This is a genomic window from Arthrobacter ginsengisoli, from assembly GCF_031456935.1.
In the GTDB taxonomy this organism is placed as follows: domain Bacteria; phylum Actinomycetota; class Actinomycetes; order Actinomycetales; family Micrococcaceae; genus Arthrobacter; species Arthrobacter ginsengisoli.
The window spans coordinates 82,806-106,352 of sequence record NZ_JAVDVQ010000008.1 but is presented as its reverse complement, the minus strand read 5'-3'; the positions used below and the strand labels follow the sequence as shown (position 1 = coordinate 106,352).

23 protein-coding genes and 1 tRNA gene are annotated in these 23,547 nt (G+C 66.6%); 18 read left to right on the top strand and 6 right to left on the bottom strand.

Annotated elements, in window-relative coordinates:
• Positions 1-163: 163 nt before the first annotated feature.
• Positions 164-598 (top strand): SRPBCC domain-containing protein, encoded by a 435-nt coding sequence (locus tag J2X01_RS11340; RefSeq protein WP_310056968.1) that lies wholly within the window; start codon positions 164-166, stop codon positions 596-598.
• On the opposite strand, the gene yidC is transcribed toward J2X01_RS11340, so the two are convergent.
• From yidC to J2X01_RS11315, 5 genes are all read right to left on the bottom strand, one after another.
• Positions 587-1,426 (bottom strand): membrane protein insertase YidC, encoded by an 840-nt coding sequence (yidC, locus tag J2X01_RS11335; RefSeq protein WP_310056965.1) that lies wholly within the window; start codon positions 1,424-1,426, stop codon positions 587-589. The genes J2X01_RS11340 and yidC overlap by 12 nt on opposite strands.
• A gap of 112 nt (positions 1,427-1,538) precedes the next feature.
• Positions 1,539-1,611, bottom strand: a tRNA-Arg gene (locus J2X01_RS11330).
• Positions 1,612-1,689: 78 nt separating this feature from the next.
• Positions 1,690-3,225 (bottom strand): FAD-dependent oxidoreductase, encoded by a 1,536-nt coding sequence (locus J2X01_RS11325; protein ID WP_310056962.1) that lies wholly within the window; start codon positions 3,223-3,225, stop codon positions 1,690-1,692.
• A complete protein-coding gene (locus J2X01_RS11320; RefSeq protein ID WP_310056959.1) occupies positions 3,222-4,094 on the bottom strand; it encodes an FAD:protein FMN transferase in 873 nt (290 codons plus the stop codon). The genes J2X01_RS11325 and J2X01_RS11320 overlap by 4 nt, the downstream gene beginning before the upstream one ends.
• Positions 4,095-4,135: 41 nt before the next feature.
• Positions 4,136-4,570, bottom strand: a complete 435-nt coding sequence (locus tag J2X01_RS11315; protein WP_310056956.1) for an FMN-binding protein — start codon at positions 4,568-4,570, stop codon at positions 4,136-4,138.
• Between the two features lie 255 nt (positions 4,571-4,825).
• Here J2X01_RS11315 and argS point away from each other — a divergent pair, with 255 nt between their 5' ends.
• The 10 genes from argS (at position 4,826) to J2X01_RS11265 (ending at position 17,694) form a co-directional block, all read left to right on the top strand.
• On the top strand, positions 4,826-6,490 hold the full coding sequence (argS, locus tag J2X01_RS11310; protein WP_310056953.1) for an arginine--tRNA ligase: 1,665 nt from the start codon (positions 4,826-4,828) through the stop codon (positions 6,488-6,490).
• A 5-nt stretch (positions 6,491-6,495) separates the two neighbouring features.
• Positions 6,496-7,974 (top strand): diaminopimelate decarboxylase, encoded by a 1,479-nt coding sequence (gene lysA / locus J2X01_RS11305; protein WP_310056951.1) that lies wholly within the window; start codon positions 6,496-6,498, stop codon positions 7,972-7,974.
• Positions 7,975-9,342, top strand: a complete 1,368-nt coding sequence (locus tag J2X01_RS11300; protein ID WP_310056948.1) for a homoserine dehydrogenase — start codon at positions 7,975-7,977, stop codon at positions 9,340-9,342.
• Entirely contained in the window at positions 9,343-10,449 is a 1,107-nt protein-coding gene (gene thrC / locus J2X01_RS11295; RefSeq protein WP_310056945.1) for a threonine synthase, read from the top strand.
• 2 nt (positions 10,450-10,451) lie between these two features.
• Positions 10,452-11,438, top strand: coding sequence for a homoserine kinase (thrB, locus tag J2X01_RS11290; RefSeq protein WP_310056942.1), 987 nt, complete (start codon positions 10,452-10,454; stop codon positions 11,436-11,438).
• Positions 11,439-11,761: 323 nt separating this feature from the next.
• Positions 11,762-13,963 (top strand): transcription termination factor Rho, encoded by a 2,202-nt coding sequence (gene rho / locus J2X01_RS11285; RefSeq protein WP_310056939.1) that lies wholly within the window; start codon positions 11,762-11,764, stop codon positions 13,961-13,963.
• Between the two features lie 203 nt (positions 13,964-14,166).
• Positions 14,167-15,240 (top strand): peptide chain release factor 1, encoded by a 1,074-nt coding sequence (prfA, locus tag J2X01_RS11280; RefSeq protein ID WP_310056936.1) that lies wholly within the window; start codon positions 14,167-14,169, stop codon positions 15,238-15,240.
• 13 nt (positions 15,241-15,253) lie between these two features.
• Complete coding sequence (gene prmC / locus J2X01_RS11275; protein WP_310056933.1) at positions 15,254-16,126, top strand: peptide chain release factor N(5)-glutamine methyltransferase; 873 nt, start codon at positions 15,254-15,256, stop codon at positions 16,124-16,126.
• A 36-nt stretch (positions 16,127-16,162) separates the two neighbouring features.
• Positions 16,163-16,930, top strand: a complete 768-nt coding sequence (locus J2X01_RS11270; protein ID WP_310056930.1) for an L-threonylcarbamoyladenylate synthase — start codon at positions 16,163-16,165, stop codon at positions 16,928-16,930.
• A complete protein-coding gene (locus J2X01_RS11265; protein ID WP_310056927.1) occupies positions 16,927-17,694 on the top strand; it encodes a WecB/TagA/CpsF family glycosyltransferase in 768 nt (255 codons plus the stop codon). Before J2X01_RS11270 ends, J2X01_RS11265 begins: the two co-directional genes overlap by 4 nt.
• Here J2X01_RS11265 and J2X01_RS11260 read toward each other — a convergent pair.
• Positions 17,691-18,587, bottom strand: a complete 897-nt coding sequence (locus tag J2X01_RS11260; protein WP_310056924.1) for a glycosyltransferase — start codon at positions 18,585-18,587, stop codon at positions 17,691-17,693. The two genes, J2X01_RS11265 and J2X01_RS11260, sit on opposite strands and share 4 nt — an antisense overlap.
• 293 nt (positions 18,588-18,880) lie before the next feature.
• Between J2X01_RS11260 and J2X01_RS11255 the strand changes: the two genes are divergently transcribed.
• From J2X01_RS11255 to J2X01_RS11225, 7 genes are all read left to right on the top strand, one after another.
• Positions 18,881-20,014, top strand: coding sequence for an MraY family glycosyltransferase (locus tag J2X01_RS11255; protein WP_310056921.1), 1,134 nt, complete (start codon positions 18,881-18,883; stop codon positions 20,012-20,014).
• Between the two features lie 119 nt (positions 20,015-20,133).
• A complete protein-coding gene (locus tag J2X01_RS11250) occupies positions 20,134-20,619 on the top strand; it encodes a hypothetical protein (protein ID WP_310056919.1) in 486 nt (161 codons plus the stop codon).
• A 16-nt stretch (positions 20,620-20,635) separates the two neighbouring features.
• Positions 20,636-20,941, top strand: coding sequence for a hypothetical protein (locus J2X01_RS11245; protein ID WP_310056916.1), 306 nt, complete (start codon positions 20,636-20,638; stop codon positions 20,939-20,941).
• A 91-nt stretch (positions 20,942-21,032) separates the two neighbouring features.
• A complete protein-coding gene (atpB, locus tag J2X01_RS11240) occupies positions 21,033-21,833 on the top strand; it encodes a F0F1 ATP synthase subunit A (RefSeq protein WP_310056913.1) in 801 nt (266 codons plus the stop codon).
• Between the two features lie 79 nt (positions 21,834-21,912).
• Positions 21,913-22,116: an ATP synthase F0 subunit C gene (gene atpE / locus J2X01_RS11235; RefSeq protein WP_009356484.1), complete on the top strand. Its 204-nt coding sequence runs from the start codon at positions 21,913-21,915 to the stop codon at positions 22,114-22,116.
• Between the two features lie 56 nt (positions 22,117-22,172).
• Positions 22,173-22,721 (top strand): F0F1 ATP synthase subunit B, encoded by a 549-nt coding sequence (locus tag J2X01_RS11230; protein WP_310056910.1) that lies wholly within the window; start codon positions 22,173-22,175, stop codon positions 22,719-22,721.
• Positions 22,721-23,545, top strand: a complete 825-nt coding sequence (locus J2X01_RS11225) for a F0F1 ATP synthase subunit delta (RefSeq protein ID WP_310056907.1) — start codon at positions 22,721-22,723, stop codon at positions 23,543-23,545. Before J2X01_RS11230 ends, J2X01_RS11225 begins: the two co-directional genes overlap by 1 nt.
• The last annotated feature ends 2 nt before the right edge of the window (positions 23,546-23,547 follow it).

Sequence of the window (23,547 nt, the reverse complement as noted above, 5' to 3'; positions counted from 1 at the left end):
CAGCCACCCGGCCGCCGGAACCCCGCTGCCGATGCAGACAGCCTACGAGCGGGCACTGACAATTGGCAGTGTGCCGCGCAATCATCATTCCGCGATCTGCACCCGTGCTGTGCCGCGGTTCCGTCCGGACGTAAAATCACACATGGAGAAGTTAAGGTATTCCGTGACGATCAACGCCCCCGTTCAGGACGTGTGGACCACGATGCTCGACGATGCCACCTACCGGGAGTGGACCAGTGTTTTCAACAGCGACTCCTACTACGAGGGCGACTGGAACCAGGGCAGCGAAATCCGTTTCCTCGGCCCCGACGGCGACGGCTCGCTGGCCGGGATGATCGCCACGGTCGAGGAGAACAGGCCCAATAAGCTGATCTCGCTGCGCTACATCGGGCAGATCGTCAACGGCGAGGACGACACCACCAGCGAGGCGGCCAGGGCATTTATCGGGACCCACGAAAAGTACGCCTTCAGTGGTGCCGGCGCGGTGACGACGGTGAACGTGGAACTCGACAGCGAGGAGGAGTTCGTCGCCATGTTCGACGACGCCTGGCCGCTGGCCCTGGCGAAGCTCAAGGACATCGTGGAGTCACGGGGCTGAGCCGGGCGAAATCTCCGGCCCGGCCTCCCAGGGGGACCGCGGGTCAAGCACGAATTGTTGCACCATGGTCCACACATTCGTGGTGGTCCAGTAGATCAGGACACCTATGGGGAAGATGATGCCGCCCGCGCCGAAGACGATCGGCAGGATGTAGAGCATCATCTTCTGTTGCCGCATGAACGGGCCCGCCATGGATTCCGCGGACACAGACCTGGCCATGATGTGCTTCTGGGTGACGAACTGCGCCGCCGTCATGGCCAGGATCATCACAATCGAGAGGATCCACACCGCCACCACGTTGCCGCCCTCGGGCGTGCCGTGGAGCAGGGACGCGGACAGCGGGGCGCCGAAGAAGCTGGACTCGTCGAACTGAACCACTTGCTCGTGGCTCATGGCGCCGATGCCCTCGCCGCTGTTGGCCGACGTCGAAATGCCTGACAAGACCGTGAAGAGTGCGAAGAAAAACGGCACCTGGATCAGCAGGGGAAGGCACGCCGCGAACGGGTTGGTGCCGTGCGCCTTGTAGAGGGCCATCTGCTCCTGCGCCATGGCCTGCCGTGAGAGCGGGTCTGTCTGGCCCTTGTACTTGTCCTGCAGCTTCTTCAACTCCGGCTGCAGCAGCCGCATGCGGCGCTGGGTCTTGACCTGCTGCAGGGCTACGGGAATCAGGGCCGCGCGGATGACGAGCACCAGCCCGATGATGGACAGAGTCCACGTCCAGCCGCTGGCAGCGGGCATGCCGAGGGCGCTCAGGCCGTTATGGAGCCCCACCATAATGGCCGACACCAGCCACTGGAACGGAAACAGCAGCGCTGCACCGAAGTCCATTGGATGCCCCCATTCGTTGGGCCGCTGCGCGGCCTGTGAAGCTGAACCTGCACGTTGCCAGCCAACACGAAAGAACCCCCAGAATCCAGTGGATCCTAGGGGTTCTTGTCTGTGCCCTCGATTGGAATCGAACCAACGACCTTCTGCTCCGGAGGCAGACGCTCTATCCCCTGAGCTACGAGGGCAGTCAGGGTTCCTGCCGTTACCGGCGGGACGTCCTAGAGCTTAGCAGGAAGGTGGGCCCGAAGGGAAAATCGGCGTACTCAGTAGCCCGAAAAGGAGTCCACCCGGATCCGGCGCGCCCCGGCCCTGCGGGCGGCGGCGCGGAGCGAACGGACACTTGCCGGTGAACCCGACACATAGACACGCCGGCGCGCGATGTCGGGCACGAGGGCCTTCAGTGCGGCGCCGTCGATCCGGGCAGGGCCCGCATTCTGCATAAACGCCGGCGGCGCGGAGCCGTCGGCAAGCCTGGCGATGACCCGGACCCCGGAGTGTTCGAGTTCCTCGGCGTAGGCGAGCTCGGCGGCATTCCTGGCCAGGTAGAGCAGGACCACATCCCGGTCCCGGGCCGGGGGCCCGGACAGCTGGGCCAGATACGGGGTAATGCCGATGCCGGCAGCTATCAGCAGTACCGGCACTTCCGGAGTCCGCGGCAGGACAAAGTCGCCGCCCACGGTGGTCGCCGTCAGCTCGTCGCCGGGGTTGAGGGCCAGGAGCGACAGTTTGGCCGTGGAGCGCGGCTCGGCCGTTCCCACGCCGATGGTGAGCTCCCGGGCGTCCGGCGGGCTGGTCAGGCTGAACACCCTCCGGCGGCCTTTGTGGTCCGCCTTCCCGTGCGGCAGGTTCAGCTCGATGTACTGTCCCGGGGTGAAACGGAGTGGGCGCCCGGGCCGGAAGCTGAATTCCGTCGTCGTCGGGGTCAACGGGCGGGAGCCCCGGAAGCGGAGCAGGATGCGGCCGCGCTGGCCGGCGGTGAAGGCGAGGGCGTTCCCCACGAGCAGTGCCAGCTCGGGGGAGTTCGCCACGAAACCCAGATTGTAGGGAATGGCGAACAACAGCCCGACGACGGCGGCCAGGGCCAGCTGCTGCCAACGGCGCGGCGGCAGGGTGAGCGGCTCGGTCAGCATAAAGCCGACGAAGAACAGGACAGGACGCTGGGCCAGGGGCTGCCACAGCGCTTCGCCCAGTCCCATGCCGGTGCGCAGCAGTTCCACGGCCACAATGGACACCGCCACAACTGTGAACACGGACGCCATCAGCAGCTTCCGGACCCGGTAGAGCACCAGCAGGACGCCCGGCAGCACGAGCCAGAGCATCGCGGGGGTGGCGGCCCACCAGGTGGCAATGTTGAGCCCGGTCAGCCCGGTGATGAACGCGCCGGCCGCCGCGGGATTGAAGATGTGCCGGCCCCGCCAGGCCAGGGCATACTTGGACGCCGACGCGAGCACGCAGGCGAGGGCAACGCCGGCCAGGTCCAGGTACTGCAACCCGGAAGAGAACTGCGTCGGCCAGAAGAGGAAATAGAGCAGCAGGCCGGTAATCAGGGACGATTCAGAGTGCGGACGCACGTGGAAGACCGCCGCGATCGCCCGGTTGGAGGCATACGTCAGGCCGAGGCAAAGCGCCAGGTGCGCGAGCATCGCCGGGAGCCCGAACGTCAGCCAGCCGAGCAGCTCAAGCAGCAGGCTGTAGCCGGCCAGCGCGGCCAGGACCCAGAGCACCAGACGGTACATCGTGAACCGGCCCAGCGCGGTGTCCAGCCGCGAACTGGCCGGAGTGGAGATTGTGGCCGTCATGAAAACAGCACCCCTTCAAAATCGGCGGAATACTCCGCGTGGCCGTCCGAGTGGACGGTGAGCCACGAACACTCGAACTCCTCCCGCAGGCGGGACCCCGCAACGAAAAACAGCGCCGTTGCCAGCGCGTCGGCCACCATGGCGGTCGCCGCCATCGCCCAGCTGGCGACGACGGTGCGCACCGGCGCTCCGGTGGTGCCGTCCAGCACGTGGTGCAGCCCGTCGCCCCAGGTGCGCCGGTTGGCAGCGGAGGCACAAAGTGCACCGGCCCCGAGGCTGACGATTCCAATGGCCCGGGTCCGGTCATAGGGATGTTCAAGGCCCACCTCGACCGGCACGGATCCCGCGTTGAGCAGATCGCCGCTCGCGTCGATGAAGTGCTCGCCGACCCCGCCCGCACGCAGTTCGGTGGACAGCAGATCCGCCAGTTGGCCCTTTCCGGCCGCCCCGACGTCGATCACGACGGGAGCACGGGTGGTCAGGACCGTGCCCTGCCAGTCCAGCACTTCGTCCCAGGGCGGGGCCGGCAGCGGCGGTCCGCCCGGGCGGAGCGAGTAGCTGGCGTCATAGCCGAGCTGTTCCAGGCTGCCGCCGATCAGCGGCGTCATGGCCCCGCCGCTGAGCCGGTACAGGGTTTCGTAGAGCGGCCCCAGGGCAGCTGCCCCGGCCGGCAAGACGTAGCGTCCCGGCGTCCGTGCGGCTCCCGCTATCACGGAGTCCGGCCGGAAGCGGGACCAGGCGGCGTCGTACTCCGCCACGGCATCCAGCAGCCGGCCGCGGAGCGCGACGGAGAGCGGGGACGGTGTTGAAATCTCCCAACGGGTTCCGATCCCGTCGAAGCTGAAATCCGTCCAGCCCGGATGCGGCACGGTTCCTCCTGGTGGCTGCGCGGCCGGTTATGACGTGGGCGTTAGGCCCGTGCCTCGGACTTAATCTTTTCCACGGCCTGGTTGAAGCCGCCGCTCGTCAGCGATGAGCCGGCCACCTTGGAGACTTTAATCTCGTCGAGCTTCTTGCCGACAATCTGGGACTTGATGCCGCCGGCGAACTCGCCCTGGAACTTCTTGGTGTTGGGATTGGACGGATGCGGGGTGATCTGGACGTCGGACACGGCGCCGCCGGCAACGGTGAGGCTCACCCCCACCGTCTCGTTGCCATTCGGTGAGACGTAGTTGCCGTCCGCGCTGTAGGTGCCGTCCTTGTAGCTGGTGCCGGCGGCTGAAGATGGTGCGTTGCTGGCCGCCTGGTTGCCCGAAGCCTGCCCGGGCGCGCAACCGGCCGCGGAGACGGCCAGGGTCAGTCCGGCGATGCCGACGAAAACGCTTTTCCGGAAAGAGGTGTTCATAGAGCGGCTCGTTTCTCTCGCGACGTTCGGATGGGGAGTGACGGAAGCCCGTGATCCGCGGGAGGCGGTCCGCCGCGGTACTCCAATGACGACGTTCAAATCAGCGTAGTGGTTCATCCTGTGATCCGGCCGCCACGGGCTGTGGATTTCCGGCCGGCCCGGACCGGCACCCCCGCAGCCCGCCGCGCAGCGGGCCCGGCTGTCATGTCGGACGCCAAATTCCGCCGCACTGCGGGCCACCGGTAGGCTGGAACCGTGACCCCTGAAGAACTCTCCCTCGCCATATCCGCCTGCCTTAGGGACGCGGTTGCCGCCGGTGAAATCTCCCTCTCCGCAGCCGACATCCCGGACGAGGTGCGTGTTGAGCGTCCGAAGAACCGGGACCACGGTGACTGGGCCACCAACATCGCCCTTCAGCTGGCCAAGCCGGCAGGCACCAACCCGCGGGAGTTCGCCTCGGTCCTGAGCGCCCGGCTGAAGACCATCGACGGGGTCTCCGCCGTCGACATCGCCGGGCCGGGGTTCCTGAACATCACCGTTGACGCTGCCGCCGCCGGGGCCCTGGCCAAGGCCATCGTCGAGGCGGGGCCGGATTACGGCACCAACACCGCGCTCGCCGGCCACACGGTCAACATGGAGTTCGTCTCCGCCAACCCCACCGGCCCGCTGCACATCGGCCACACCCGCTGGGCGGCCCTGGGCGATGCGATCGCCCGGGTTCTTCGGGCCTCCGGGGCCAACGTCACGGCCGAGTACTACATCAATGACGCCGGTTCACAGATGAACGTCTTCGCCCACTCGGTGCTCTCCCGGCTGCATGGCCGCGGTGTGCCCGAAGGCGGGTACCCCGGCGAATACATCGCGGATCTTGGCCACGAGGTGCTGACCCGGCACCCGGACATCCGCGAACTGACCGACGTCGCCGCGCTGCCGGTGATCCGCGGCGCGGCCTACAAGGCCCAGCTGCACGACATCAAGCGCACCCTGGCCGAGTTCGGCGTCGAGTTCGATGTCTACTTCTCGGAGCAGGAGCTCCACGATGCCGGTGCAATCGAGGACGCCGTCGCGCGGCTCCGGGAACAGGGCCACGTGTACGACGACGGCGGTGCGGTCTGGCTGCGCACCACCGACTTCGGCGACGACAAGGACCGCGTGATGATCCGCGCCAACGGCGAGCCGACCTATTTCGCCGCCGATGCCGCCTACTACCTCTCCAAGAAGGACCGCGGCTACACCGAGAAGATCTACCTGCTCGGCGCGGACCACCACGGCTACATCAACCGGCTCAAGGCCATCGCGGCCGCCGCCGGGGACGACCCCGAGGTCAACATCGAGGTCCTGATCGGGCAGCTGGTCTCCGTCAACGGCGCCAAGCTCTCCAAGCGCGCCGGCAACATCATCGAGCTCAAAGACCTCATCTCCTGGCTGGGCAAGGACGCCGTCCGCTACTCGCTGGCACGGTTCCCGGCGGATTCGCCGCTGACCCTGGACCCGGACCTGCTGAAGAAGCACAGCAACGAGAACCCGGTGTTCTACGTCCAGTACGCGCACGCCCGGTCCCGCGGCACTGCCCGCAATGCCATTGCCGCCGGCGTGGACCGCCGTGTGGACGGCAAAGACTGCTTCGAGGCGTCCCTGCTGGAGCACCCGACCGAAAACGAGCTGCTCTCCTACCTCGGCAGCTACCCCTCGATTGTGGCCAAGGCCGCCGAACTGCGTGAGCCGCACCGCGTGGCCCGCCACCTTGAGGTCATCGCCGGTGCCTACCATCGCTGGTACGACGCCTGCCGCGTGGCACCGCTGGGCGACGAGCCGATTACCGATCTCAACCGCACCCGGCTGTGGCTCAACGACGCCACGAGCCAGGTGCTGGCCAACGGACTGGAACTGCTGGGCGTCTCGGCGCCGGAACGGATGTAACCGCCATGACCACCAACCCGTCCACCGCCTCCGCTCTCGCGCCGGAATGGCTGCAGGTCCCCGCGGAGCTCAACGCCCTGCACGAGCCGCTGTGGGCCGCCGGGGTAGCTAGGAACGACGCCGGTGAACTCGCCATTGACGGCATCCCCGTCAGCGAGCTCCAGCGCCAGTTCGGCACGCCCCTGTTTGTGATGAGCGAGAACGATTTCCGGGCCCGGGCGCGCGCTTTCAGTGATGCCTTCAACGACGCCTTCGCTGACATCTGCGGGGGAGTGGACGTCTACTACGCAGGCAAGTCGTTCCTGTGCACCACGGTGGTCCGGTGGGTCGAGGAAGAGGGACTGCGGCTGGACACCGCGTCCGGCGGCGAACTCGCCGTTGCCGCCCGCGCCGGCATCCCCGGCGCCGATGTCGCGCTGCACGGGAACAACAAGTCCGACGGCGAAATCCACCGGGCGCTGGACATGCAGCTGGGCCGGATCGTGGTGGACAGCCTCGACGAGCTCGAACGCGTCGCGGCGATTGCCGCCAACCGGGGCGACACCGCCAGGGTCATGCTCCGGCTGACCCCCGGGGTGCACGCCCACACGCACGAGTTCATCGCCACCGCCCACGAGGACCAGAAATTCGGCCTCTCCATGGCCGGGGACTCCACCGACCAGGCCGGGCTCTCCGCCGCCGAGGAAGCCGTGGCCGCGGCCAGCGGGCATGAGAGCATCGAGCTGCTGGGCCTGCACTGCCACATTGGCTCGCAGATCTTCGAGCCGGACGGCTTCGCCCTCGCCGCCGAGAGGCTGCTGGACTTCCTGGCCGCGATGCAGGCGAAGTACGAAATCGTGCTGCCTGAGCTGGACCTCGGCGGCGGCTACGGCATCGCCTACACCCCTGTTGACACGCCGCGCCCGGCCGCCGAGATCGCGCAGGCGATGGCCGCCGTCGTCCGTTCCAAGTGCGCCGCGCTGGGCATTTCCGCCCCGCGGATCTCGATTGAACCGGGCCGCGCGATCGTTGGAAGCACAACCTTCACGCTCTACGAGGTGGGCACGCTGAAGACGGTCCGGGTCGATGCCCCCGCGGCCGGCGGTGGAGAACCCGGCGAACCCGGGAAAAACGTTACGTACCCGCGCCGGTATGTGTCGGTGGACGGCGGGATGAGCGATAACCCGCGCCCGGTGCTGTACGACGCGGATTACTCGGCGATTCTGGCCTCCCGAACGTCGGACGCGGCCCCGCAGTTGTCCCGCGTAGTGGGCAAACATTGCGAGAGCGGCGACATAGTTGTTAGAGATGTATATCTGCCCGAGGACGTGGCAGCCGGTGATCTGCTCGCTGTACCGGGGACCGGCGCCTACTGCTGGGCCCTGTCAAGCAACTACAACTATCTGGCCCGGCCGGGCGTTGTCGCTGTGCGCGACGGAGCCGTCCGGCTCATTGTCCGCGGGGAAACCGAAGAAGATCTGCTCAACCGCGACATGGGAGTCTGAATGACCGAATTGCGAACCCTGAAAGTTGCCCTGCTGGGCTGTGGAAACGTCGGGGCCCAGGTTGCGCGGATCCTCCTTGACGACGCCGACATGCTGGCCTCGCGGGCCGGCGCCAGGCTGGAGCTGGCGGGTATTGCCGTGCGCAACCTCGACGCCCCCCGTGAGGTCGAACTGCCCCGCGCGCTGTTCACCACCGACGCCGAGACCCTGGTCAAGGACGCCGACCTGGTGATCGAACTGATGGGCGGGATCGAACCTGCCCGGACCCTGATCCTCACCGCCATGCAGAACGGCGCCTGTGTGGTCACCGGCAACAAGGCACTCGTGGCCAAGGACGGCCCGACCCTGCACGAGGAAGCGGACCGGGCCGGCGTGCAGCTGTCCTACGAGGCCGCCGTCGCCGGCGCGATCCCCATCCTGCGGCCCATCCGGGACAGCCTCTCGGGCGACCGGATCACCCGTGTGCTCGGAATCGTCAACGGAACCACTAACTTCATCCTGGACCAGATGGACTCGACCGGGGCGCAGTTCGCCGACGCGCTGGCCGAAGCGCAGCGGCTGGGCTACGCGGAAGCCGACCCCACGGCCGACGTCGAGGGTTATGATGCCGCGTCCAAGGCCGCGATCCTGGCCTCGTTGTCCTTCCACACCCGTTTCTCGCTGGCCGATGTGTACTGCGAAGGCATCAGCGCCGTCACCGCCGCGGACATCGCCGCGGCGAAGGACGCCGGTTTTGTCATCAAGCTGCTGGCAATCGCAGAGAAGCTGGGGGCCGGAGGCAGGGAAACAGGCACGGAAACAAGCAGGGAAACAGGCACGGAAACAGCCGCCGGTGACACCGGTGTCTCCGTGCGGGTGCACCCCACGCTGCTGCCGCGCGAACACCCGCTGGCTGCCGTCCACGGCGCCTTCAACGCCGTCTTCATCGAGGCCGAAAACGCCGGGGAGCTGATGTTCTACGGCCAGGGCGCCGGCGGCAAACCGACCGCGTCCGCCATCATGGGCGACCTCGTCTCCGCGGCCCGCAGCATCGTCCTCGGCGGCCCGGGCCGGGCCGAGACCACAACGGGCAAGGTCGTGGCACTGCCCGTCACCGCCGCCGTCACGAGCTACTACATCGGCCTCGACGTCGCCGACCAGCCCGGTGTGCTGGCAAAGATTGCCCGGCTCTTCGCCGAGCACGGCGTCTCCATTGAAATCATGCGGCAGACCATCCACCGCGATGCGGATTCCAAGATCGAATCTGCCGAGCTCCGGATCGTTACGCACCGCGCAAGCGAGGCTGCACTGGCAGCCACCGTCGAGGCCGTCAAGGGCCTGGACGTCATCAATTCCGTTACATCCGTACTGCGGGTAGAAGGAGTCTAAGTGGCTCACCAATGGCGCGGCGTCATCCGCGAATACGCTGAACGACTGCCGGTCACCGAGGCGACGAAGGTCATCACCCTGGGGGAGGGCGGCACCCCGCTCGTTCACGCGCAGCAGCTCTCCGCGCTCACCGGCAGTGAGGTCTACCTCAAGGTCGAGGGCATGAACCCGACCGGTTCCTTCAAGGACCGCGGCATGACCATGGCCATGACGGCCGCGGTTGCGGCCGGCGCCAAGGCCGTGGTGTGTGCCTCCACAGGCAACACCTCCGCCTCCGCAGCGGCGTATGCCACTGCGGCCGGGCTGAAGTGCGTTGTGCTGGTGCCCGAAGGGAAGATCTCGATGGGCAAGCTGAGCCAGGCGATCGCCCACGGCGCAACCCTGCTGCAGGTTGACGGCAACTTCGACGACTGCCTCGACATCGCCCGCAAGCTGGGGGAGTCCTACCCGGTGTTCCTGGTCAACTCCGTCAACCCGGCCCGGATCGAGGGCCAGAAGACCGGCGCCTTCGAAGTGGTCGACACGCTCGGAGACGCTCCTGACTTCCACGTGCTCCCGGTCGGCAACGCCGGCAACATCACCGCGTACTGGAAAGGCTACAAGGAGTACTGTGCGCCGTTCGAGTCCGCCACGGCCGGCACGCTGGCGGCAGTCTCCACCCGAACCCCGGTCATGTGGGGCTTCCAGGCCGCCGGCGCGGCACCCTTCGTCGCCGGCCACCCGATCACGGAACCCGACACGATCGCCACCGCCATCCGGATCGGCAACCCCGCGTCCTGGGACACCGCCATCGCAGCGCGCGACGAGTCCGGCGGTGTGATTGAAGCCGTGACCGACGAGGAAATCCTCGCCGCCCACCGCTGGCTGTCCGCCCGCGAAGGCGTTTTCGTCGAACCGGGCTCCGCCGCCGGTGTCGCGGGCCTGATCAAGAAGCACGCGGCCGGCGAGGTGCCGGCCGGCAAGACCATCGTCATCACGGTCACCGGCCATGGCCTCAAGGATCCGCAGTGGGCGCTCCGCACCGAGGACGGCAGCGAGGTGCAGCCCGTCAAGGTCGCGAACGACGTGGTCACCGTGGCCACCGCCCTGGGACTGGAAGAAAAATAGCCGTGGAAACCACCCTCACCATCCCGGCCGAGTCCGCCGCCGGCACGCCGGCGGTTCCGGCCGGGCAGCTTGTGACGGTCCGCGTGCCGGCCACGAGCGCGAACCTCGGCCCCGGGTACGACAGCCTCGGCCTGGCGCTGACGCTGTTCGACACCCTGACGGTGGAAACCCTGGACAGCGGGGAGCTCGAATTCGAACTCAGCGGGGAAGGGGCGGAATCCCTGCCCCGCGATGCCAGCCACCTGGTGGTGAAAGCCATCACGGAGGCCCTGCACCGGCTGGGCTTCCGGCACGCGGGCCTGCGCATCACGGCCGACAATATTAATCCGCACGGCCGCGGCCTGGGCTCCTCGGCCTGCGCCGTGGTTGCCGCGGTGACGGCAGCCAATGCCCTGGTTCCGGCGGGGTCACGCCAGGACAGGGACTGGGTTCTGCAGCTCACGAGTGAGATGGAAGGCCACCCGGACAACGTCGCACCCGCGATTTTCGGCGGACTGGCGCTGTCGTGGCAGGACAGTGACCGGTACAGCAGCACCTGCGCCGCGGTCGCTTCCGCGGTCATACCGGTGGTCGCCGTGCCGGACTTTGAACTGTCCACCGAAGCCGCACGGGCGCTGCTGCCCGCCTCGGTCGGCCACCACGCCGCGGCGATGAATTCGGGGCGGGCGGCACTGCTGATCCATGCGCTGACGCAGAAGCCGGAATTCCTGCTGGCCGGCACCGAGGACTACCTGCACCAGAGCTACCGCGCCGAGGCGATGCGGCCCAGCGCGGACCTCATCGCGGCCCTGCGGCGGGCAGGCTTCGCCGCCGTCGTCTCCGGGGCCGGCCCCACCGTGCTGGTCCTCGCCAACGGAGAAGACCAGGCCGCGGCCGCCGTCGAGTTCATCGGCGCCTTCACCGCGGGCAACACGCCCGACGTCGGCTGGCGTGTGATGAAGCTGGCTGTGGACGTTGAAGGTGCTAAAGTGGAAGTGCACCGGCGGTAATCACGCAGGCGGTAATTCAGTTACTGTTCAAAAGACCGCGATGTTGGCCTAGTTGCCTCTCTCATTCTTCACTGCGCAATATTTTCCGGTGCCACCTGCTTTCGGTCTGACGCAGGAATCTGCAGAACAATCTCTGCACCCCTGAACAGTCAGTCCGCCGTTCCTTATCTTCCGGAACGCGGCTGGTGTTGCACTATCCGGCCGTGCTGGCCAACATCCATCCGGCAAGGCCGAAATCCCGGCTGCAGATCTGAACTGCAGCCCAGATCAAATCATCGCGTCCAGCTCCTAGTCTGGACGCCGTCGAGGGGGAAGGATCCTTCGTGACCGAAACCACTGAGCTGTCTTCAGCTGTGGAAACATCATCTTCTGCTGCCGGATCGTCAACGGCCGCACCCGCCAAGAGCAGTGGCCTTGCCGGCCTCAAGCTCGCCCAGCTCCAGGCTCTTGCCAGCCAGCTGGGGATTTCCGGCGGTTCCCGGATGCGGAAGGGCGATCTTGTGTCTGCCATTTCCGCCCACCGCGCCGGTACTCCCGTGAGCAAGGCCCCGGCCCGCGCTACTCCCGTGAGCAAGGCCCCGGCCCGCGCTGCTGAAAAGGCGACCGACAACGGTACCGTTTCCCAGGCCGCTGCTCCGGCCGCCCTGCCTGCCGCCGCCAGCGAATCCGACGCTGCGGCCCAGGAAAGCCCGCGTGCCCGTGGACGCGGCCGCAGCCGCCGCGCCGGCAGCGACGGTGTCATCACGGCCCCCGCCACCGAGGCCCCGGCCGCAGCCGCTCCTGCCGTGGAGGCGCCGGTGGCTCCCGCCGAGACCGGCGCTGCCGATTCCGGCGCTGCCGGGACGGAAGGCGGCGAACGCGCCCGCCAGCCACGGACCCGCAACCGCCGCCGCGGCGAAGCAGCCGAGCAGTCCGGAGGACAAGGCTCAGTGCAGGCCGCAGCCCAGGCTGTCGAGGCCCCGGCCGAGCAGGCTTCCGCCGAGCAGCGCCAGGCCGAACGCACGGAACAGCGCGCAGAACAGCGCCAGGCCGAACAGGGCAGCGACGACGGCCAGCGCCGTGAAAGCACCCGCACCCGCGGCGGCCGCGACGAGACTGCAGGGACCCGCGACAACCGCGATAACACCGGCAGCCGCGACAACAGCCGCGATCTGGACGACAGCGACGGCGGCAGCCGCCGGAACCGCCGCAACCGGCGCGACCGCAACGACCGCAATGACCGTCCCGAGCGCTCCGGCGGGCAGGACAGCCGCGACAATACCTCGCGCAACGACCGCTTCCGCGACCGCAACGACCGCCGCCGCGGACGCGCCCAGGGACCGGACGTCGACGACGTCGAGGTCACCGAGGACGACGTCCTGCTGCCGGTCGCCGGCATCCTGGACGTGCTGGAGAACTACGCGTTCATCCGCACCTCCGGTTACCTGCCGGGCCCGAACGACGTCTACGTGTCCCTCGCCCAGGTCAAGAAGTACAACCTGCGCAAGGGCGACGCCTGCGTCGGTGCCATCCGTGCACCGCGCGAAGGCGAGGCCCAGCAAGGGGGTCAGCAGCAGAGCACCCGGCAGAAGTTCAACGCCCTGGTCCGGGTCACCTCGGTCAACGGCAAGACGCCCGAGGAACTCAAGGACCGCGTCGAATTCGCGAAGCTCGTCCCGCTGTACCCCTCCGAGCGCCTGCGCCTCGAGACGGACCCTAAGAAGATCGGCCCCCGGGTCATCGACCTGGTTGCCCCGATCGGCAAGGGCCAGCGCGGCCTGATCGTTTCGCCGCCGAAGGCCGGCAAGACGCTCATCCTGCAGTCGATCGCCAACGCCATCACCACCAACAATCCTGAGGTCCACCTCATGATGGTGCTTGTTGATGAACGCCCCGAAGAAGTCACGGACATGCAGCGCACCGTCAAGGGTGAGGTCATCGCCTCCACCTTCGACCGTCCGGCCGACGACCACACCACCGTGGCCGAACTTTCCATCGAGCGCGCCAAGCGCCTCGTGGAAATGGGCATGGACGTCGTGGTCCTGCTGGACTCCATGACCCGACTGGGCCGCGCCTACAACCTGGCGGCACCGGCTTCCGGCCGTATCCTCTCCGGTGGTGTCGACTCCGCCGCGCTGTACCCGCCGAAGCGCTTCTTCGGTGCAGCCCGCAACATCGAAAACGGTGGCTCGCTCACCATCCTGGCCACCGCTCTTGTCGAGACCGGCTCCAAGATGGACGAGGTCATCTTCGAAGAGTTCAAGGGCACCGGCAACATGGAACTCCGCCTGTCCCGCCAGCTCGCGGACAAGCGCATCTTCCCGGCCGTGGACGTCAACGCGTCCGGCACCCGCCGCGAGGAGAACCTGCTTTCCCCCGAGGAAGTCAAGATCATGTGGAAGCTGCGCCGCGTCCTCTCCGGACTCGAAACGCAGCAGAGCCTTGAGCTGCTGACCAACAAGATCCGGGAGACCCAGAGCAACGTCGAGTTCCTCATGCAGGTGCAGAAGACAACGCTTGGTGCGAAGTCCGATAACGACAAGTAGCTGAGTAGGGGGTGGGGCCGTCGCATATTTTTGCCGGCCCCGCCCCTTCGCGTTGCTGCTGACGTACTGCGTACGCCAGCAGCAACGCTCCGACAGGCCCGATGCCACTCCCGGGCCGGCAAAAATATGCGACGGCGGCCGCCAGGTCACCCACCGCTGCGTGCGTCACTAGACTTGGTATCAAGTCGAAAGAGGTTTTGAAAATGTTTGAGTCCGTACAGGGCCTGTTGGATGAGCATGACGCCATCCAGGCGCAGCTTGGGGATCCTGCTGTTTACGCCGACCAGAAGCTGGCCCGGAAGCTGGGGCGGCGGTCGGCCCAGCTGAACGGCATTGTCGAGGCGTACCATGCCTGGCACGGCATCGAGGATGACCTCGCGGCAGCCAGGGAAATGGCGGACGAGGACCCGGAGTTCGCGGCCGAGGTGCCGGAGCTGGAGGCTGCGCTGGAGACGGCGGCGGCCAAGCTGCGCCGGCTGCTGATCCCGCGCGACCCGGACGATGCCCGCAACGTGATTCTCGAGGTCAAGGGCGGCGAGGGCGGCGACGAGGCCGCCCTGTTCGCGGCCGACCTGCTCCGGATGTACACCCGGTACGCGGAAACCCGCGGCTGGAAGACCGAGATGATTTCCGCCAATGAATCCGACCTGGGCGGCTACAAGGATGTCCAGGTTGCCATCAAGGGCAACTCCAACGACCCCGCCGAGGGTGTCTATGCGCGGCTCAAGTTCGAAGGCGGCGTGCACCGTGTGCAGCGCGTCCCCGTGACGGAATCCCAGGGCCGGATCCACACCTCGGCCGCCGGCGTTTTGGTGCTTCCGGAGGTGGATGAGCCCGAGGAACTCGAGATCAACCAGAACGACCTCAAAATCGACGTCTACCGTTCCTCAGGCCCCGGCGGCCAGTCCGTGAACACCACCGACTCGGCCGTCCGGATCACCCACCTTCCCACCGGAATCGTGGTGGCCATGCAGAACGAGAAGTCCCAGCTGCAGAACCGCGAGGCCGGCATGCGCGTCCTCCGCGCCCGCATCCTGGCTCACCAGCAGGAACAGATCGACGCCGAGAACTCGGCCCAGCGGAAGTCGCAGATCCGCACCATGGACCGCTCGGAGCGGATCCGGACCTACAACTACCCGGAAAACCGGATCGCGGACCACCGCACCGGCTACAAGGCCTACAACCTGGACCAGGTCATGAACGGCGACCTGGAGCCGGTGATCCAGTCGGCCATCGAGATGGACGAACAGGCCCGCCTCGACGCCATCGGCGACTGACCGCCGCGTTGTGATGACAGAACGAACCCGGCCCAGCCTCGCGGACGCCGTCCGCGAGGCCACGGCCGTGCTGGCCGCCGCCGGCGTCCCGAGCCCACGGGTCGACGCCGAACTCCTTGCCGAGCACCTGCTCGGCGTCGGGCTCGGCCGGCTCCGCGCCCTGATGCTGGGTGACACCGCCGCCCCGGACGGGTACCAGGAACTCGTCGCCGAGCGGGCCGAGCGCATACCGCTGCAGCACCTTACCGGCGTCGCGCATTTCCGCTATCTCGGGCTGGCAGTCGGACCGGGGGTGTTCATTCCCCGGCCCGAAACTGAATCCGTCGTGCAGCTGGTGATAGACCGGCTGCAGGGCATGGCGCATCCCAAAGTCGTGGACCTGGGCACCGGTTCCGGGGCCATCGCCGGTTCGATCGCGCACGAGGTCCCCGGTGCGGAGGTGCACGCCGTCGAGTTCAGCGAGTTTGCCCACGCCTGGGCCGCCAGGAACCTGCTGCCCCTCGGTGTCCACCTCATCCGCGGTGACCTGCGCGATGCCCTGCCGGAACACAACGGGACGTTCGACGTCGTTGTGTCCAATCCGCCGTACATTCCCGCCGAAGCGGTCCCCAACGAACCCGAAGTGGCACTGCACGATCCCCCCGAGGCACTGTACGGCGGGGGAGCGGACGGCATGGTGCTTCCGACGGCGGCCGCTGCCTCCGCAGCCAGGCTGCTGCTGCCCGGCGGCTACTTCGTGATGGAACACGCAGAAGTCCAGGCCGGAGCCATCGCCGCGCTGCTGGAGCGCTCCGGGCTGTGGACCGCGGTGGCAACCCACCGCGACCTCAACGGCAGGGACCGGGCCACCAGCGCCGTCCTCGCCGGCCCGGCTGCGCCGCGGTGAACCGGGCAACGCACGAAGTGATGAAAGAATGGGCCAGTGACGACTAGCTACGATTGCACGGCAGCTGAGCAACGCGCTGCCGGACTTGAACATGCCCAGCGGGCCATCCGGGACCACAAATGCGTGGTCTTCCCGACAGACACCGTGTACGGGATCGCCGCCGACGCGTTCTCCCCCCTCGCGGTGACCTTGCTGCTGGCGTCGAAAGGCCGCAGCCGAAAGATGCCGCCGCCCGTCCTGATCCCCAGGCTCAACGCCCTCGACGGCCTTGCCACGGATGTCCCGGCCGAGGCCCGGCGCCTGGCCGAGGCCTTCTGGCCCGGCGGGCTCACGCTCATCCTGCACGCCCAGCCCTCTCTCGATTGGGATCTCGGCGAAACCAAGGGCACCGTCGCATTGCGGATCCCGGCCGACGATGTCGCCCAGGACCTGCTGACGCTGACCGGGCCGCTGGCAGTCTCCTCGGCCAACCGCACCGGCCAGGCCGCCGCCCAGACCGCCGCCGCCGCCGAAGCGCAGCTGGCAGAGTCCGTTGAGGTCTACCTTGAAGGCGGGCCGCGTCCGGCCGAGGGTGCCGACGCGCTCCCGTCCACGATCGTTGATGCCACCGCCGTGCCGCTGCGCGTGGTCCGCCAGGGCGCCATCAGCCTGGCACGGCTCCGCGAGGTTGTCCCGGGAGTGCTGGGCCTCGGCGAGGAGCCGGCAGCCGGGGAGACAGCGGCAGGGGAGCCGGCGGCCGGGCCGCTGAGCGAAGCGCCCGCCGCGTCCGCGGAAGCCCCGGCCCCGGGGACCGGACCCGCATGACCCTTCGGCGCCAACGTGTCCCCGTCCTTGACGTGGACGCGACACCCCTGACCGTCCCCGAACTGACAGCAGTCCTCACCCGCTTCGTGGCCGAGGGAACGACCCGCACGGTGGTGGGCCACAACCTCCACAGCGTCACGCTGTGCCACGCGGACCCGGGATTCCGTGCGTTCTACGAGCAAAGCGATGTGGTGCTGATCGACGGCGCCCCGGTGCTGCTGCTCTGGGCCCGCGGCAGCGGGGCCCGGCAGGGCGACGTTCCGGTGATGGACTACCGGCTGGGATCCACGGACTGGATTCCCGCGCTGGCGGACGTCGACGGGCTCGAGCGGATTGCCGTGATCGGAGCCGGTTGCGCGGCAAACTCACAGGCCGTGGAGCGGCTGGGGACGCTGGTCCCGCGCGCGCGGGTCGCCGGGATGCCGGGGGAGGGCTGGAACGGGGAACTCGAAGAGTCCGCCGTCCAGTGGCTCTCAGATTTCCGGCCGCAGCTGGTGCTGCTCGGACTGGGCATGCCGCTGCAGGAACAAGTACTCACCCGCAGGCTGGCGACGCTGCCTCCGGCCGTCTACTGTGCCGTGGGCGGGGCGATCGAGCAGATCGCCGGAATCCAGAAACTCGCACCGCGGTGGCTCGGGCGCCTGGGCCTGGAGTGGGCCTGGCGGCTTGTGCTCCACCCGCGGCGTGTCGCCTACCGCGTCTTCGGCGAGCCGTGGCTGCTCACCGCGCTGCTGATCCGGCGCCGGCTGCAGCCCAGGCGCTAGAACTTCTGGTCCTCCAGCGGACCGAAGCCCTTGCCGCGCAGGCCGGCGGAAAATGCCCCGAACCAGTCCGCCAGGCCCCGGAGATCCCCGCGGCGCAGGAAGTAGCCGAGGTAGCCGCCCACATCCGCGACGAGGGACTTGATCCGGAAGTGGCGGCGGATCAGGTAGCCGCGGTTCCGGTAATAGAAGTAGCGCTTAAACGCCGACTCCGGCACGATCACGTGCCAGCGGGCGCCGTAGACGTGCTTCGTCTCGGCGAAGGCGTGCGGGTGGGTGATCGCCGTCGTTGTGACGGTGCCGAATTTAATGCCGGCCTTGCGGAGCCTGATGGTGAAGTCCACTTCGTCTCCGCGGATGAACAGGCGCATGTCCGGCAGGCCAACCTTGAAAAAGACATCCGAGCGGATCAGCGCACCGTTGAAGAAGTGTCCGTCGTCCGGCAGGAAACCGATCTTCTCCACTTCGGCCCGGTCGTGGGTGACCTTGCCGTCCAGGCGGAAGAAGAAGGACAACCGGTCGGGCTGGCCCGGGGCAACCACCAGGGGGACGACCGCCTCCAGGCTGCGGGCCTCCGCCTCGCGGACGAGGGTGGCCAGGCAGTCCGGGTCGGCGGGCTCGGCGTCGTCATCCATCATCCAGATCCAGTCGGCCCCGGTGGCAACCGCCTTGAGGATCGCGAGGGAGAAGCCTCCGGCCCCGCCAAGGTTGGCCTCGGACCGGACGTAATCCACGTTTTCGTGCGCCCGTGCGACATCCTGGGCGGGAACCGTGCCGGAATCGACAAGGCAGATCGAACGAACTGATGCCGTCTGGTTGTTGATGGCGTCCAGCAGAACTGCCAGCTCCCGGGGACGGTCAAATGTCACGGCGGCAACTGCAACCGACAGGGTCATCCGGTGTTCCTTTCAGCACGGCCGCCGGTGGTTTTCCCGCCGGCAGTGGGCCGTGTGACGCGAAGACAAGTGGCCGTTGGCGTTAGTATCTTGACTAGAGTCCACTGTAATACAGCCCTGTCAGGCACTACGCACTGCCTGCCCTGCGCGCGGCGACGGAGAAGTTTCATTTATCGCAAGACAAACCCACAGCAACTGAGTTCACCCCATCCCCGGAGCCACGGATCACCGTGGCTCCGGGCTGTGAAACGCGGTGTGCCCTGTGCCGACGGCTTCAAGCGGGTGTCTTCGCAGTGATTATGTACCTGCTCATGATGCTCTCAGCGGCAGTCGTGAGCTACACGGCCACCTGGGGTGCCCGCTATGTCGGCAACCGGATGGAGCTGTTCTCCCCGATCCGCAGCCGCGACATGCACTCGACCCCCGTGTCGAGGCTGGGCGGCCTGGGAATCTTTGCCGGGTTCGCCGTGGCACTGCTGATCGCCAGCCAGTCCTTCTTCGTCAAGGACATTTTCCGGAACAACGACGCACCCTGGGGGATCCTCGCGGGCGCTGCCGTCATCGTGGCCGTCGGCGTGGCAGATGACCTGCTGGACCTGCGCTGGTGGATCAAGCTCATCGGCCAAAGTGCCGCGGCCCTGGTGGTGGCGGTCTGGGGCGTCCGGATGACCATCATTCCGTTCATCCCGGAGCCGTATGTGATCGACAGCGATGCCGTGAGCATCGCGCTGACTGCCGGACTCATTGTGACGACGATGAACGCGTTCAACTTCATCGACGGCCTGGACGGGCTGGCTGCCGGCGTGGCCATCATCGGGGGGACGGCGTTCTTCCTGACGGCGTACTGGGTGCACCGGACAGCCATTCTGCTGGACCGCTCGGACCTGGCCACCCTGCTGACCGCCGTGCTTGTCGGCGCCTGCATCGGCTTCCTGCCGCACAACTGGTTCCCCGCCAAGATCTTCATGGGGGACTCCGGCGCCATGCTGATCGGCCTGATCATGGCCTCGGCAGGCATCGTGTCCACCGGCCAGATCACGTCGGGGCTGTACGACCGGGCCAACGGCATCCCCACCATCATCCCGATCCTGCTTCCCTTTGCGGTGCTGTTCCTGCCGTTGCTGGACCTCGGACTGGCCGTCGTGCGCCGCACAGCGCTCGGGCGTTCGCCGTGGTCGGCGGACCGTGGCCACCTGCACCACAAGCTCCTGGATATCGGGTATTCGCACCGCAGTGCCGTCATCCTGATGTACCTGTGGACCTGCGTGCTGGCGTTCGGAGGCCTCGCCCTCGCCGTTTTCCAGTGGCAGGTCGTCATGGCAGTTAACCTGGCCGCAATGACCGTCATGGCCGGCGTCACGGCCTGGCCGTACCTGCGCCACAAGGCTCCGGGACTGGGGCCGCGTTCTTCGGCCGAGGAAGAATGACACCGACCGGGAACCGGCGGTGCCCGACTTTTCCGAATAATTTCTATCTCATGTAGAATTCATGTGCGGTCCTTCGCCGCCGCTGTGAGCAGCAAACCACCCTCGACGATTGGGATCTCATGACCTCCAACGCCGAACCCGGACGAACGTCCGGCGCCGGACCCGTTGGTGTCTCAGGTCCCACAAAATCATTGTGGCTGCGGCTGCTGATTATCAGTTCGGCCGTTGGCGGCGGCGCCCTGCTGCTCACCGGCCTGGCGGCGCTGCTGCTCGGCGGCGCGGCGGCGGCGCTATCGTCACTCTTCGGCGGGGCACTGGTGATCGCCTTCTTCGCGATCAGCCTCCTGGTCGGCCACTTCGGCGGCCGCAATCACTCCTCCGGGGCCATCGGCCTGTTCGCGGCCACCTATTTCATCAAGGTCGTCGGCTTTGCCGTGGTGCTGTTCGCCATTGGCAGCCCCGTGTGGCTGAACGGGCGCTGGTTCCTGGCCGGCGCCGTCGTGACTGTCGTGGTGTGGCAGGCCGCCGAGATTTTCGGTTTCAGCAAGGCGCGGCTCCAGCTCTATAACGACCCCGAGACCCCGGAAGGCGGCACCGATGTTTAGCCGCAAAGAGCGACACATGAACGAGCCCGGCACCCCCAAAAAGGCTGCGGGCACCCCCGGTGTTTCGGACAACGGACGCGACGCCGGATACAACGCCGGCATCGCCGTCTTCAGCTACATTGTTGGCGGAATCATGGTCTGGAGTTTGATAGGGTGGGGTCTGGATAATCTGTGGGGAACCCGCTGGATTGTGCTCGCAGGCGCTCTGCTTGGAGCCGCAGGAGGGTTCTATCTTTCTCATATGCACGGCCTCACCAGTTCGTCTAATGCAGCTGGTGGGGACACTGCTGCACGTGGCCCGTCCCAGGACGAGGATCAGTAATGCCAAATAATTTCACACGGGGGGAATCTGACAGCTACGTCGATTTTCCCCGACCAACGCCCAATGATGGACACTGCAGAGAGGAAACGCGTTGATCGCGCTTGCGCTCCCGGCCCAAGATTCAGGAACTTTTACGCCTCCTGGAATTGAAGAAATGCACCTTCCGGCCATCCTGCCGTGGGGGGCGGCCGAGGGACTCACCAAGCAGATGCTGCTGGTAATCCTTTCGGTTGTTATTATCGCCACATTCTTTCTGCTAGCTGCCCGCAAGGGGCAGCTTGTTCCCGGCAAAATGCAGTTCGCCGGCGAGGCCGCCTATGGCTTCGTCCGCAACGGCATTGCCAAGGACATCATCGGCGGCAAAGACTTCATGAAGTACGTCCCGCTGCTGTTCAGCCTGTTCTTCTTCATCCTGGTGAACAACATCTACGGCGCCATTCCGCTGATCCAGCTCCCGAGCTTCTCGCACGTCGGCGGCGCCTACGTGCTCGCCGGCATCGTGTACTTCACCTGGATCGGCATCGGCGTCAAGAAGAACGGCCTGAGGTACTTCAAACTGGCCACCGTGCCGTCCGGAGTCCCGGTCTACATCCTTCCGCTCATCATCCCGATCGAGATCATCTCCAACTTCCTGGTCCGCCCTGTCACGCACAGCCTCCGTCTGTTCGCGACCATGCTGGCCGGCCACCTGATCGTGATGATCGCCGGTTCCGGCATCGAGTTCCTCGTTATGCAGGAGAACCTCCTGCTGAAGGGCTCCTCGGTCCTGGTCCTTGTCGGCGCGATTGCCATGTACATGCTGGAAGCGCTGATCATGGCGCTGCAGGCCTACGTGTTCACCCTGCTGACCGCCATCTACATCGAAGGCGCCCTGCACGCGGATAGCCACTAGGCACCCAAAATCTTCCCCTCACGGGGGATGAAGCACACCAAACAACCTGCCACATAGATGGCATCTTGAAAGGAATAAAATGGAAGGCAATCTCAACCTCGTAGGTTACGGTCTGTCCGCAATCGGCGGTGGTATCGGTGTTGGTCTCGTGTTCGCCGCTTACATCAATGGCGTTGCACGTCAGCCGGAGGCACAGCGTGTGCTCCAGCCGATCGCATTCCTCGGCCTCGCGCTGACTGAAGCCCTTGCCATCCTCGGCCTGGTCTTCGCGTTCGTTCTCTAGTCTGAGTTTCAGACTAAGCGAACATCCAGAACCGAGTAGATAAGGACGGGTGAATTATGAATCAGCTGATCATCTCAGCCGCCACAGAGGGCGTTAACCCTCTCGTTCCCAATCCTTGGGAAATGCTTGTCGTCTTCGCCGGCTTTGCTGTCCTCATGTTCATCGTGGTCAAGTACGTTGTCCCGATGTTCGAGAAGACCTTTGCAGAGCGTGCCGAGGCCATTGAAGGCGGCATCGCCAAGGCTGAAAAGGCCCAGGCAGAGGCTTCTGCTGCACTCGAAGAGTACAAGCAGCAGCTCACTGATGCCCGTGCCGAGGCCAACCGCATCCGTGAGGAAGCACGTGCCGAAGGCGCCCAGATCCTCGCGGACCTGAAGGAGAAGGCAGCTGCAGAGTCTGCCCGTATCACGGCCCAGGCGCACGCGGCGATCCAGTCCGAGCGCCAGGCGGCCGTTATATCGCTGCGCGCGGAGGTTGGCACGCTGGCCACAACGCTGGCAGGCCGCATCGTAGGCGAGTCTCTTGACGATGACGCGCGTGCGGCACGTGTGGTCGACCGCTTCCTGGCAGATCTGGAGAACCAGAACGCAGGTGCAGCTAAGTAATGGCAGGTGTATCGAGCGAATCGCTGACCGCGGCACTGGTGGCACTGGAAGCAAAGCTTCCTTTCGCATCGCTGCAGTTGGCCAAGGAACTCTTCGGAATCCTGGGAACGGTGGACAGCTCGGCTGGCTTGCGCCGTGCCCTGACCGATCCGTCCCGCAGCGGTGACGAAAAGTCAGCGCTGATCAAGCAGCTCTTCGGCGGGAAAGTCTCCGCGGACGCTGTGGACATCGCGAGCGGACTGGCCGGCTCACGCTGGGCATCGGCTCGGGATATCGGCGATGCCCTCGAGACTCTTGCTGCTTCGGTGGTCATCGCCGTTGCTGAGAACAAGTCTGCCGTCTCTGCCTCAGGGATCAGCGGGCTGGAAGCGCTGGAGAACGATCTGTTCTCCTTCAACCAGGTCGTCGAGTCCAACCACGAGGTGCAGCGTGCTGTGTCCGAACCGCAGGCGAGCCCGGCTGCCAAGGTGGCCTTCGCCGAAAAGCTTGTACCCGGTGCAAGCGAGGAAGCGAAAGTCCTCATCGGACAGGCCGTTTCGCAACCCCGTGGCCTCAAGGTGACCCGGCTCGTCCGTCGTTTCGCCGAGCTTGCAGCCAAGCGCCAGCAGCGCTGGATTGCAACAGTCAGCGTCACCCGTGCGCTGACGGAAACGCAGACCAGCCGTCTGCAGGCGGGGCTGAATGCCCTCTACGGGCGCGAGCTCAAGATCAACATGAACGTTGACCCGGCACTGATCGGTGGCATCCGGATCCAGGTTGGTGACGAAGTGGTTGACGCTTCGGTCCTCGCCCGCCTGGGCCAGCTCCAGCGTCAGCTTGCTTAGCC

Bases quoted from the DNA above. Each gene is read 5' to 3' on its own strand.
- atpE (WP_009356484.1), top strand. From the start codon at position 21,913: ATGGAAGGCAATCTCAACCTCGTAGGTTACGGTCTGTCCGCAATCGGC.
- J2X01_RS11300 (WP_310056948.1), top strand. From the start codon at position 7,975: ATGACCGAATTGCGAACCCTGAAAGTTGCCCTGCTGGGCTGTGGAAAC.
- lysA (WP_310056951.1), top strand. From the start codon at position 6,496: ATGACCACCAACCCGTCCACCGCCTCCGCTCTCGCGCCGGAATGGCTG.
- prfA (WP_310056936.1), top strand. From the start codon at position 14,167: ATGTTTGAGTCCGTACAGGGCCTGTTGGATGAGCATGACGCCATCCAG.
- J2X01_RS11230 (WP_310056910.1), top strand. From the start codon at position 22,173: ATGAATCAGCTGATCATCTCAGCCGCCACAGAGGGCGTTAACCCTCTC.
- prmC (WP_310056933.1), top strand. From the start codon at position 15,254: ATGACAGAACGAACCCGGCCCAGCCTCGCGGACGCCGTCCGCGAGGCC.
- J2X01_RS11260 (WP_310056924.1), bottom strand. From the start codon at position 18,587: ATGACCCTGTCGGTTGCAGTTGCCGCCGTGACATTTGACCGTCCCCGG.
- J2X01_RS11250 (WP_310056919.1), top strand. From the start codon at position 20,134: ATGACCTCCAACGCCGAACCCGGACGAACGTCCGGCGCCGGACCCGTT.
- J2X01_RS11225 (WP_310056907.1), top strand. From the start codon at position 22,721: ATGGCAGGTGTATCGAGCGAATCGCTGACCGCGGCACTGGTGGCACTG.
- J2X01_RS11315 (WP_310056956.1), bottom strand. From the start codon at position 4,570: ATGAACACCTCTTTCCGGAAAAGCGTTTTCGTCGGCATCGCCGGACTG.
- J2X01_RS11325 (WP_310056962.1), bottom strand. From the start codon at position 3,225: ATGACGGCCACAATCTCCACTCCGGCCAGTTCGCGGCTGGACACCGCG.
- J2X01_RS11265 (WP_310056927.1), top strand. From the start codon at position 16,927: ATGACCCTTCGGCGCCAACGTGTCCCCGTCCTTGACGTGGACGCGACA.
- J2X01_RS11245 (WP_310056916.1), top strand. From the start codon at position 20,636: ATGAACGAGCCCGGCACCCCCAAAAAGGCTGCGGGCACCCCCGGTGTT.
- yidC (WP_310056965.1), bottom strand. From the start codon at position 1,426: ATGGACTTCGGTGCAGCGCTGCTGTTTCCGTTCCAGTGGCTGGTGTCG.